This window comes from Kribbella sp., from assembly GCF_035687465.1.
Lineage (GTDB): Bacteria > Actinomycetota > Actinomycetes > Propionibacteriales > Kribbellaceae > Kribbella.
In genome coordinates this window covers 1-11,294 of sequence record NZ_DASRXP010000620.1, presented here as the reverse complement: position 1 = coordinate 11,294, position 11,294 = coordinate 1, and the positions used below count along the sequence as shown (strand labels likewise).

The following is an 11,294-nucleotide window of genomic DNA, read 5'->3' as shown; positions in this document are numbered from 1 at the left end:
CCAGGCGGACCACCCGGTGAACCGCCCGGTGAACCGCCCGGTGAACCGCCCGGCCGATAGCCGCCTGCTCGACCGATACCGCCCTACAGACCGGCATCGGCCCAACGACCCGGCAGCCACCCGGACGGCCCCACCGCCGATAGCGGGCTGTTCGACCGATGCCGTCCAGTAGACCGGCATCGGCCCCACAAGCCGGCAGCCGACCGAACCGCGCCACGGCTTGCGGCCCGGCCCCCCATCCAGACCTACAGAAGTCGCCGACCCCACCCCCGGAAACCGGTTACTGGACGGGGTGTCGCAACTTCTGTAGGTCTGGATGGGGCCACCCCGAAACGCGGCACCACCCGCGCGGGTGGAATCCCCTGATGCAGCTCATACCTCTGCGCGGGATCCGCGTAGCTGCGTCCTTCCCTGGCCGAGGTGGTGGGTGTCAAGGGTCGAACTTGTTCGAGCCCGAAGGGCCGCGAAGCGCCCTTGACACCCACCACCTCGGCTAGCACCATCACGCAGCGGAGACCGCGCAACCACACTGCCAATGCACCCGCCGCAACCACAGTTGCCGTCGGCAACCACATGCAACCGGCGTACCGGCGTACCGGCGTACCGGCGTACCGGCGAAGCGTGGTGGGGATGCGAAAGGCCGGCGTTCGAGTGAACGCCGGCCTTGTCGGAGTTGAGGGTTACAGGGTTGCCGTGACTGCGTACGGGGTGAGGTCGCCGGCCAGGGAGGGGTGGACTCGGGCGGTTAGGCGGGTGCCGTCGGCTGTGTGTTCCAGTTGGTCGACTGCGCCTTCGGAGTGGATCCGGGAGACCAGGTCGCCGCGGTCGTACGGGAGCAGGAGGTTGACTGCTACGTCCGGTTGCGGGAGTGACGCCTCCACCAGAGACTTCAGCTTGTCGATGCCTTCGCCCGTACGAGCAGAGACCACGATTGCCTGTGGTTCGCGCTGCATGATCGGGGCCAACGCCATCGCGTCCGCGATGTCGCCCTTGTTGATCACGATCAGTTCCGGGACGTCGGAGGCGCCGATCTCGTTCAGTACCTCGCGGACTGCCTGGATCTGGGACAGCGGATCCGGGTGGGAGCCGTCCACCACGTGCAGCAGCAGGTCTGCGTCGGCTACCTCTTCCAGCGTCGAGCGGAATGCCTCGACGATGTCGTGCGGGAGATGGCGGACGAAGCCGACCGTGTCGGTGAAGGTGTACACCCGGCCGTCCGAGGTCGTCGTACGGCGGGTCGTCGGGTCCAGGGTCGCGAACAGGGCGTTCTCGACCAGGACACCGGCCCCGGTGATCGAGTTCAGCAGGGAGGACTTGCCGGCGTTCGTGTAGCCCGCGATCGCGACCGAGGGGATCGAGTGCCGGCGGCGTTCCTGCCTCATCGTCGAGCGGGTGCCCTTCATGTCCTTCAGCTCGCGGCGCAGCTTGGAGATCTTGGTGTTGATCCGGCGCCGGTCGGTCTCGATCTTGGTTTCACCAGGACCACGACCACCGATACCGCCACCTGCCGCACCGACGCGACCACCGGCCTGGCGGGACAGGTTCCCACCCCAACCACGCAGCCGCTGCTTCATGTACTGCAGCTGGGCCAGCTCGACCTGGGCCTTGCCTTCCTTGCTCTTCGCGTGCTGCGCGAAGATGTCCAGGATCAGCGCGGTCCGGTCGACGACCTTGACCTTCAGCTTGTCTTCCAGGTTGCGCAGCTGGGCAGGCGCCAGCTCGCCGTCCGCGATCACCGTGTCAGCGCCCAGGGACGCCACCAGGTTCCGCAGGTCGTGCACCTTGCCGCTACCGATGAAGGTCGCGGCGTCGGGCTTCTTGCGCCGCTGGATCACGCCGTCGAGTACCTCGGAACCCGCGGTCTCGGCGAGCAGTTTCAGCTCGGCCATCGAGTTCTCGGCGTCCTCGGCACTGCCATCGGTCCAGATGCCGACCAGCAGCACCCGCTCCAGCAGAAGTTTGCGGTACTCGACCTCGCTGATGTCCGTCAGCTCGGTCGACATCCCCACCACGCGCCGCAGCGCCTGGCGTTCCTCGAGCTCCAGGCCCTCGGTGTTCGGTTCGCGGTCATAACCCGTCGACGAAGGCTCCTCGTCGTCGAGCACGTCGTCCTGAGTCAGGTCGAGGTCGACGTCGGTCTCTTCGTATGCGTTCGAATGGGTCGTCATATACCTTCCATCGTGGCACGGGTCACCCAGTCGGGCGACCCGATTAACTGATACAACGACCCCTCAGGCCGCTGAATTCCCCTTCACGCGGGTAGCCAGCTGCGGTCGAACTCCCCGCGGGCGTGCACCACGGCGGGCCCGGTCAGTTCCAGATGGTTGTCCTCACGCCAACGGACAGTGACGGCCCCACCCAGTACTCCGACCCGGTACGTGACCGGAGCCTCCTGCCGCGCGGCCCGGGCAGACGCCACCGCCACAGCACAGGTCCCCGTGCCGCAGGACCGGGTCTCCCCCGAGCCACGCTCATGGACCCGCATCGCGACCTCGTTCGGTCCCTTTCGGACCACGAACTCCACGTTCACGCCGTTCGGGAAGGCCTCGACCGGGGACCAGCCGGGCGGGTCCAGCAACGGACCAGGCTCCTGCAGGTCGTCCACGAAGGCGACAGCGTGCGGGTTGCCCATGTTCACGTGCAAGGCGGGCCACTGGTGACCGTTCGCGTCGATCACGATGCCGGCCGGGCCGGGGAAGACCGGTTCGCCCATGTCGGCGGTGATCGTGCCGTCGTCGTTGAGGACGACCTCCTTGACGCCGGCCCGGGTTCCCACCCGGACGGGCTTGTCGCCGGTCAGTCCCTGGTCCGCGAGGTACCGGACGAAGACGCGAATCCCGTTGCCGCACATCTCGCCGATCGACCCGTCGGCGTTGCGGTAGTCCATGAACCAGTCGCCGCCGTCCTCGACGTACGACTGCTTGGATCCCTCGATCACCCGCAGGACGCCGTCGGCACCGATCCCGGCATGCCGATCGCACAGGAACCGCACCAGCGCGTCGTCGAGGTCGCCGTGGATGGACCCGTCGAGATCCGGCAGCAACACGAAGTCGTTCTCCGTGCCGTGTCCTTTGAGCCAGGGAAAGGTGTCGTCGCTCACGCAAACGATCTTACGGTCTGCCGGCGACGGACCACCTGAAGGCAGTTGGACGAGGTCCGCCAGTTGCGTCGTACGGTTGCGGCATGGGCGAGGAACTGGTCGCGTACTTCTTCGAGCGGGAGGACGCGGAGGCGGTGGCGGAGGCGGTGGCGGAGGCGGTGGCGGCGGAGGTCGCCGGCGGCGTGCGCCGCGGCCGGTTCCAGGGGGAGGACGACGACGAGGACCACCCGTGGATGGTGATCCTCCCCGCCGCCACGGATCCCGTCGTACTGGACGAGCTGCTCACGCAGCACGACGGCTGGCTTGAGCTTGCGCAGGAGTCCCCTCCCCCGCAACCCGCCCCGCTCCCCACCAGCCCCCGCCGCCTCAAGAACCCCTGAAAGCACCTTGCGTCCGAAGAACCTTGCGCTATGACCTCAGGTTCTTCGGACGCAACGGGCTGTTTAGCGGGGCCAGAGTTGGTGGACGGTGGCGGCTGCGCCGCCGCCTCGGCGTACGGGTTCGGCTGCGGCGAGGTAGCCGCCTCCTGGTAGGAACTCGAGGGCTGCGACGGCGCCGATCTCGGCGGCTGAGGTCAGGGCGTCGCCTGCGAGGACCAGTTTGTGGCCGTAGGTCGGGGTCAGCTGCGTTTCGTAGGCCTTGATGAAGGCCGGTTCGGCGGTGACGTTGGGGGTGTTGCGCTGGGAGGCCCGTGGGGCCGCGACGGCCTGGGGTAGCGACATGTGCCGGTCGAGGCGGTTCGTCAGGGTCTGAAGGACCGTGGTGATGATGGTCGAACCACCAGGCGAACCGAGCGCCAGGAACGGCTTACCGTTGCGTAGCACGATCGTCGGCGACATCGAGGAACGCGGGCGCTTGCCGGGCTGGATCCGGTTCGGGTCGGCAGCGTCGTAGATCGCCGAGAAGTCCGTCAACTCGTTGTTCAGCAGGAATCCGCGGCCCGGCACGGTGATCCCGCTGCCGCCCGTCTGCTCGATGGTCAGCGTGTAGGAAACGACGTTGCCCCACTTGTCGGCGGCAACGAGATGTGTTGTCGACAAGCCCTCGGTGTCAGGCCGATCGGCGGCCGCAACCCCAGCAGCGCAAGGCGAGTAGGACCCGTCCGGCGAACCGGCAGGGACCGGCTTCACCGCTGCCTTCTTCGGATCGATCTGGCAGGACCGCTCAGCACCGAAGCCGGGCGACAGCAGTTCCTTGGTCGGCACGTCCACGTACGCCGGATCGCCCACATAGGCACCGCGATCCGCGAAGGACAACGCGGAAGCCTCGAGATACGTGTGCAGCGCCTGCGGCGTCTTCATCTTGTGGATCTTCTTCGGCGCAAGGATGTTCAGCGCCTCCCCCACGGTCGTCCCGCCTGATGACGAAGGCGCCATCCCATAGACGTCCAGCCCGTCGTACCGGACCTTGGTGGGCGCGCGATCGATCACCTTGTACTGCGCAAGGTCGCCGGCGGTCAGGTATCCCGGCATCACCGGCAAGGTGGTTCCAGGCGTCTTCGGCGGGCTCTTCACCACCGCGGCCATCTCGTCCGCGAGCGCCCCGCTGTAGAACGCGGACGGGCCCTTCGCGGCGATCAGGTCGTACGTCCGCGCCAGGTCCTTGTTCTTGAAGAGCGTGCCGACCTGCGGCGGTTCACCGCCCGGCAGGAACAACTGCGCCGTCGGGACGATCGCCGAGAACCGCGTCTTGTTGTCCTCGGTCTGATTGCGGAAGGTCTGGTCCACCACGAATCCGCGGTCGGCCAGGTCCGTGGCAGGCTTCAACGCCTTGCCCAGCGAGAGCGATCCCCACTTGTCCAACGCGGACTTCCAGGTGGCCAACGTCCCCGGCACACCCACCGAAACGCCAGACGTCACGAGCTCGGGGGTGAAGTTGTACGGCTTGCCCGTGGCCGGGTCGATGAAGGCGTCCGACGGCATCGTGGCAGGCGCCGTCTCACGGCCGTCGATCGTGTAGACCCTGCGGTCCTTCGCGCTGTAGTAGACGAAGTAGCCGCCACCACCGATGCCCGCGGAGTACGGCTCGGTCACGCCGAGCGCGGCAGCGGTCGCGACGGCAGCGTCGACCGCGTTGCCTCCACGTTTGAGGACCGAGACGCCGATGTTGGTCGCGTCGGGGTCGACCGAGGCGACCGCGCCGCCGAGGCCGATGGCAGTGGGGTTCTTCACCGGTGGTTGAGGCGCGCGGGCGGCGTCGGCGCTCCCGGCGGTCAGGCCGGAGAGGACGAGGGCGCCCGCGGTCAGGGATGCGGCCAGCTTCTTCGGTGTCACCGGGTCCTCCGCGGGATTGGCGTATGGGGCGGGTCTCAGGCCCCTGCCTACCCGTTCGGTGACCAATGCGCTACTTCTGGCGAGTCCGCGGGTCAGGAGACGGTGCAGGACTCCAGGAAGCGGGCGACCACGTCGTCCGTCCACTGCTGGACATCCACCGGCAGTTTGACCACGAGCCAGCGCTCACCGAGCTTGATCTGGCCGACCTGGCGGCCGCTGGCCTGGCCGACATGGACCACCGTCGCGCCGGACCCGATCGCCCGGACGGCGGTCAGGCTCTGCGACTCGTCCGCCGCAGACAGCTCCAGCTTGGCGTCGGTATCCGACGTCCGCACGCTCGGCGGCGTCAGTACTACGCGGTCGGCGGTCACCGGGGTCTCCGGGGTCCAGCCTTCCGGGGCGAGCTTGCAGTCGATGGTGCTCCAGGCCTGCCCGTTCGCGACCAGCGCCAGCGCCGAACCGGAGTACAGCGACATCGTGTCGTCCGAGGGGGCTGAGCTCGCCGCAGCCGTCGGGGTCTGCCCGGTCTGAGCATCGGCGTCGGGGGAATCAGTGGCGACCTCCGCCTCGCCCTTGTCCCACCACTTCGCCTGGTTGCCGACCACGAGGACAGCAGCGCTCGCGGCGGCGATACACAGCACGCCCGTGACCCGGCGACGCGCCCTGATCCGGCGCAACGCGCGACGACCGCGCACTACGTCCGCATCCACGTCGGCAGGCGGCAGTCCGGCGACCGCGCGGTCGGCGAACTCCTCCAGCAGGCTCTTCACGTCGTTCACTTCAACTACTCCCAGTCGTGGGATCGATGGCCACGTCGTCTTCCTCGGACATCAGATCCTTCAGTCTCTTCAGCGCTTTGGCGGTCTGGCTCTTCACAGTTCCTTCGGTGCACTCCAGGATCCGTGCGCAGGTGGCCACGTCGAGATCCTCGAAGTACCGCAGTACGAGCACCGCGCGTTGCCGCGGCGCCAGGTCCAGCAGGGCCCGCCGGACGGCGAGCGTGTCCACCGGATCGGTCTCCTCCGACAGCCTCGGTTCGAACGTCTCCGCGGTCACCACCTCGGGGTGGCGGCCGGCCCGGCGGCGCTCGTCCAGGAAGGCGTTGACCAGGATGCGGTGCGCATACGGCCCGGCGCCTTCGTGCCGGATCCGGTGCCAGTGCACATAGACCCGCGTGCAGGCGGTCTGGACCAGATCCTCGGCGGTGTGCAGGTCTCCAGCGGTGAGCAGCATCGCCGTTCGCATCAGTCTGGTGCGGTCCGCGACCAAGTACTCGCGGAACTCGGCCTCACGGTCACCCCCTCGCATCGACAGCCCCCAGGCCCTCTTCCACCCCGACTACGCCGTCGGCCGATAAACGGTTGCCTCGTACTACGGCTGCCGCCTGCTCCAACAGATCTGGAGCGTCATAAGGGAGCCAGGTGATGCGTGGGTCCTTGCGGAACCAGGAGTCCTGTCGCCTCGCGAACCTCCGGGTCGCCTGGGCGGTTCGCTCCCGGGCCTCGGTCTCGGAGATCTCACCGTTCAACAGTGCGATCACCTGGGAATACCCGAGCGCGCGATTCGCAGTACGGCCGTCCAGCAATCCCTTGCCCAGCAGGGCGCTGACTTCTTCGACGAAGCCTTGCTCGAACATCCGGTCGACGCGGCGATCTATCCGCTCGTCCAGCACCGGCCTGGGGACGTCGAGTCCCAATTGCACCGCGCCCGGGTAGAAGTAGGTGTGCTCGGGGAGCGTCGCGGCGTACGGGGAGCCGGTGATCTCGATGACCTCGAGCGCGCGCACGATCCGGCGCCCGTTGCTGGGCAGGATCTGCCCCGCGGCGGCGGGATCGACCTCGCCGAGGCGGCGATGCAACGCACCCGATCCGTGCGCTGCCAGCTCGGCCTCCAGCCGCTCCCGTACTGCGGGATCGGTGCCGGGGAAGGCGAAATCGTCGAGGATCGCGCGAATGTAGAGCGCCGAACCGCCGGCCAGGACGGGGACCACCTGACGCCGCAGGCAGTCGTCGATCGCCGCCCGCGCGAGCTCCTGGAACTCCGCCACGGTCGCGGTCTGGGTCACCTCGAGGATGTCGAGCAGGTGATGCGGGATCCCCTGGCGCTCGGTGGCGGTGATCTTCGCCGTACCGATGTCCATGCCGCGGTAGACCTGCATCGCGTCGGCGTTCACGACTTCACCCAGCAGTCGATTGCACAGGGCAACCGACAGGTCGGACTTGCCGGCGGCGGTGGGACCGACGACGGCGACGACGAGTGACTCGACCATCACACCAGTGTGACAGTGCGGCCGCGGGGGCGCCGTACGGGAGTGAACTCTGGGACAAGAGCGCACCGGCGGGGTTGTGGTCCTACCGTGAGTTCGGTAGGAAGAGGCGAAGAGTTACGGTCCGGACCGCATTGGACGCGATTCGGGGGGCCGAACAATCGCAGCATCGACTCGGGAGGAAGACCGCGTGACGAATCAGTTCGAAGAAGAATCCGACGCCGCCAAGGAAGCTCTGGACGGCGGGTTGGAGCCGGACAGCGGTGGCGACGTGGAACTGAAGGCCAGTGGCGGTGACGTCGAGTTCAGCGGTGGCGACAGCGGTGGCGACGTCGAGAGTGGTGGCGACGTCGAAAGCGGCGGTGATGTCGAAAGCGGCGGAGACGTCGAGAGTGGCGGCGATGTCGAGAGTGGCGGCGATGTCGAGAGTGGCGGCGTCTAGAACGACGGCGCCACCTGAGCGCGTCCCACACCTCGGGCCCGGTAGGTGGAAAGATCACCGCTAGCTGTCTGTAAGCAGTTCACTACGCTAGGAATGGGAGCCCCCGAGATGGGCATCTTCGACAAGTTCAAGGGCAAGGCCGAGGACCTGAAGGAAAAGGCCGGCGACGTGGTCGACAGCCACGGTGACAAGGTCGGCGAAGGTCTCGACAAGGCCGGCGACTTCGTTGACGAGAAGACCGGCGGTAAGTACGGCGACAAGATCGACCAGGGTGTCGACCAGGCCAAGGACCGTCTCGACGGGCTGGACGGCCAGGACGACGACATCGACAACGGGCCGAAGCCTGTTTGAGTTCGTACCGTCAAGGGCCGCAGGGATTTCTCCCTGCGGCCCTTTTCGTTGGTTGTCGGTCCGGCGCTCTAGGGTCTCGGTATGGATCGGTTTCAGGTGATTCCCGCGGCGTATGTCGCACTCCGGCGGGGCGACGAGGTGCTGTTGTTGCTCAGGGCCAATACCGGCTACATGGACGGCTTCTGGGCGGTGCCGGCCGGGCATGTCGAGTACGGCGAATCCGCGCTCACGGCCGCGGTGCGGGAGGTTCGCGAGGAGGTCGGGGTGGAGATCGCGCCCGCCGATCTGATCCCTGTTACGGCGATGCATCGCACGGGCGGCAACGGGGAGGCGATCGACGAACGCGTCGATTTCTTCTTCACCGCCACCCGGTGGACCGGCGAACCCCGCCTGATGGAGCCGGACAAAGCGACCGGCCTCGACTGGTACTCCCTCGACAGACTCCCGGACCCGGTCGTTCCACATGAGGCCCTCGTGCTGGCCGGTCTGCGGGACGGGAGCATCCCCGCAGTGATCGCGCACGGTTTCTCGTAGTTCCTCTGCCGTTCATCGGTGCAGACCGCGACCGACTTAGAGTGCCTGCGGATACGCGGGGGCGGTGAGGCACCCGGTGGACAAAGCTGCGGAGGCACAGATGAACGACCGCTACGACGGTGTGAACGTGAACCCGGAAGCCGACAGGACCGCACCGCTGGACCGGAGCGCTGCCGCCGCGCGGGGAGCCGGTGACGGTGCATCGCAGGACCAGAGCGCCAGCGCCTCGGGGGGAGCCGGTGACGGGACGAGTAGGCGGCGGCTTCTGCAGGTGGGGGCTCTTGGCGCCGGTGCGGCGCTGGTTCCCGCTGTGTCGGGCGCGCTACCTGCTGCAGCGTCGACCTCGCACGCCGCCGGGAGCCAAGGTGCGACTGTCGCCGGTTCGACTTCTGGTTCTGGGCGGCCGGATCCGGACAACCCGCGATTCACGGTCGCAGTGGTGCCGGACACGCAGTACCTGTTCGACCTGGATCGTGGCGACCCGGCGCCGCTGACGGCGACCTTCAAGTACCTGATCGAGCAGCAGGCCGCGGAGAACATCGTGTTCACCGCACACCTCGGCGACGTGGTCGAGAACGCACAGGCGAGCGAGTTCGCGAAGGCGGATCCGGTGTTCGCCGTGATGGACCGGGCCGGGATGCCGTACAGCGTGCTGGCCGGCAACCACGACATCGACGGCAGCAAGGACGACCAGCGCGGCGACTCGCCGTACCTGCACACCTTCGGGCCGCAGCGCTTCCGCAAGATGAGCACGTACGGCGGCAGCACGCCCGACGGCTACAACTCGTTCCACGTGTTCCGCGCGGCCGGGCGGCAGTGGCTGCTGCTCGCGATGGACTGGCGGCCCTCGGACCAGAGCTTCGCCTGGGCCCGCAAGGTGATCGCGGACCACCCGCAGCTGCCGGTGATCCTGACCATCCACGAACTGGTCAACGCCGACTTCGGCAAGCCGGAGGCCTACTTCTCCGACCACGGCAACCGGGTCTGGGAACAACTTGTCGACGGCAACGACCAGATCTTCCTGACGCTGAACGGGCACTACTGGCCGTCCGGCCGTGTGGTCCGCCAGAACGCCGCCGGCCATGATGTGCACCTGCACATCACCAACTACCAGGACCGGTACTACGGCGGCTCCGCGATGATCCGGCTGTACCACTTCGACCTGGCCCGGAACACCATCGACGTGGAGACCATCTCGCCCTGGATCCTCGGCCAGTCGGTTGCCAAGCGCAACGAACTGGAGCAGGGCGAGATCGAGCTCACCGACGACACCAACCGGTTCAGCCTGCCGATCGACTTCGCCACCCGCTTCGCCGGCTTCGCCCCCGTCCCGGTCCGCCCGGCACGCCCCGCGGCCAAGCTCGTCGTACCGGGCACAGTCGCGTACTGGCGCTTCGACGGCACCGACCAGAACCGGATCGTGGACCACTCCGGCCGGGGCAACGACCTCACGAAGATCCTCCTGCCCGGCAGTCCTTCGGATGCCTTGAGCCCGTCCCCGGAACACCACCCGGACCAGCCCGGGCACGGCAGCTGGTTCTTTGCCGGCGGCAAGAACCCGGCCCGCGGCGGCTACCTCCGCACCGCGGACAACGCACCGCTGAACCGTCTCACCTTCCGCAACGGCTACACGATCGAAGCCTTCGTCAAGCTCGCCGACGACGGCGCCGACCACTCGTGGGAAGGCCTGCTCTGCCGGATGGGCACCGGCGCTCAGGTTGGCAAGACAGGCAGTGACCCGTCAGAGCCGGTCGTGAAACTCGGCTTCTCCGGTGGACGCCAGGTGCAGTGGGCCGTGTACCCGCTCGACAAGAACGACACCTTCACCAACTGGGGCCACGAGCAGGTCGCCGGCCGCTGGTTCCACCTAGCCATCGTCAACGACGGCCGCACCAGCACCGTGTACGTCGACTCGTCGGAGCTCCTGCGCAACCCAGACACCCGCTCGAACGGCCTCAGCACCACAGGAGCCGCCTGGCTCCTCGGAGCCGGCCATTACGACAACCGCATAGACCAGGGTTTCGCCGGCCACATCGGCGAACTCCGAATCGTCGACCGCCCCCTCCCCACCAAGTCCTTCCTCAACGCCTAACCTCCGAGGCGCCTCGTCGGCCGTGGTTCGCGAGTTGATGGGCGGATGTGTTCGTCGGTAGGTAGGTGGATGTGGTTCGCGGGTTTCATAGGTGGATGTGGTTCGCGTCGCCGGGCTGCGTGAGTTTGCTAGTCGTGGTGAGGTGAGTCAAGGGCGCTTCGCGGCCCTTCGGGCTCGAACGAGTTCGACCCTTGACACACCTCACCGCGACCAGGGAAGGACGCAGCTACGCCCGG

11 protein-coding genes are annotated in these 11,294 nt (G+C 67.5%); 5 read left to right on the top strand and 6 right to left on the bottom strand.

The window, feature by feature from the left end; genetic code table 11:
- Positions 1-680: 680 nt before the first annotated feature.
- Both hflX and dapF read right to left on the bottom strand, forming a co-directional pair.
- Positions 681-2,168, bottom strand: coding sequence for a GTPase HflX (hflX, locus tag VFG33_RS32875; protein ID WP_325056895.1), 1,488 nt, complete (start codon positions 2,166-2,168; stop codon positions 681-683).
- Between the two features lie 83 nt (positions 2,169-2,251).
- Positions 2,252-3,100, bottom strand: coding sequence for a diaminopimelate epimerase (dapF, locus tag VFG33_RS32870; protein WP_325056894.1), 849 nt, complete (start codon positions 3,098-3,100; stop codon positions 2,252-2,254).
- An 83-nt stretch (positions 3,101-3,183) separates the two neighbouring features.
- On the opposite strand from dapF, the gene VFG33_RS32865 reads away from it, so the two are divergent.
- Positions 3,184-3,480 (top strand): hypothetical protein, encoded by a 297-nt coding sequence (locus VFG33_RS32865; RefSeq protein ID WP_325056893.1) that lies wholly within the window; start codon positions 3,184-3,186, stop codon positions 3,478-3,480.
- Between the two features lie 63 nt (positions 3,481-3,543).
- Here VFG33_RS32865 and ggt read toward each other — a convergent pair whose 3' ends face one another.
- The 4 genes from ggt to miaA form a co-directional block, all read right to left on the bottom strand.
- Entirely contained in the window at positions 3,544-5,373 is a 1,830-nt protein-coding gene (gene ggt, locus VFG33_RS32860) for a gamma-glutamyltransferase (protein ID WP_325056892.1), read from the bottom strand.
- Positions 5,374-5,465: 92 nt separating this feature from the next.
- The gene (locus VFG33_RS32855; protein ID WP_325056891.1) at positions 5,466-6,152 is read right to left on the bottom strand and encodes a hypothetical protein; all 687 of its coding nucleotides are present in this window, start codon (positions 6,150-6,152) and stop codon (positions 5,466-5,468) included.
- A 1-nt stretch (position 6,153) separates the two neighbouring features.
- Positions 6,154-6,681 carry a SigE family RNA polymerase sigma factor gene (locus tag VFG33_RS32850; protein ID WP_325056890.1) on the bottom strand — a complete coding sequence of 176 codons (528 nt, stop codon included), beginning with the start codon at positions 6,679-6,681 and terminating at the stop codon, positions 6,154-6,156.
- The gene (gene miaA, locus VFG33_RS32845) at positions 6,668-7,642 is read right to left on the bottom strand and encodes a tRNA (adenosine(37)-N6)-dimethylallyltransferase MiaA (RefSeq protein ID WP_325056889.1); all 975 of its coding nucleotides are present in this window, start codon (positions 7,640-7,642) and stop codon (positions 6,668-6,670) included. Before miaA ends, VFG33_RS32850 begins: the two co-directional genes overlap by 14 nt.
- Positions 7,643-7,829: 187 nt before the next feature.
- Between miaA and VFG33_RS32840 the strand changes: the two genes are divergently transcribed.
- The 4 genes from VFG33_RS32840 (at position 7,830) to VFG33_RS32825 (ending at position 11,058) form a co-directional block, all read left to right on the top strand.
- Positions 7,830-8,081: a hypothetical protein gene (locus VFG33_RS32840; protein WP_325056888.1), complete on the top strand. Its 252-nt coding sequence runs from the start codon at positions 7,830-7,832 to the stop codon at positions 8,079-8,081.
- Positions 8,082-8,174: 93 nt separating this feature from the next.
- A complete protein-coding gene (locus VFG33_RS32835; protein ID WP_325056887.1) occupies positions 8,175-8,432 on the top strand; it encodes an antitoxin in 258 nt (85 codons plus the stop codon).
- Between the two features lie 81 nt (positions 8,433-8,513).
- The gene (locus tag VFG33_RS32830; RefSeq protein ID WP_325056886.1) at positions 8,514-8,966 is read left to right on the top strand and encodes an NUDIX hydrolase; all 453 of its coding nucleotides are present in this window, start codon (positions 8,514-8,516) and stop codon (positions 8,964-8,966) included.
- A 100-nt stretch (positions 8,967-9,066) separates the two neighbouring features.
- Positions 9,067-11,058 (top strand): LamG-like jellyroll fold domain-containing protein, encoded by a 1,992-nt coding sequence (locus VFG33_RS32825; protein WP_325056885.1) that lies wholly within the window; start codon positions 9,067-9,069, stop codon positions 11,056-11,058.
- The last annotated feature ends 236 nt before the right edge of the window (positions 11,059-11,294 follow it).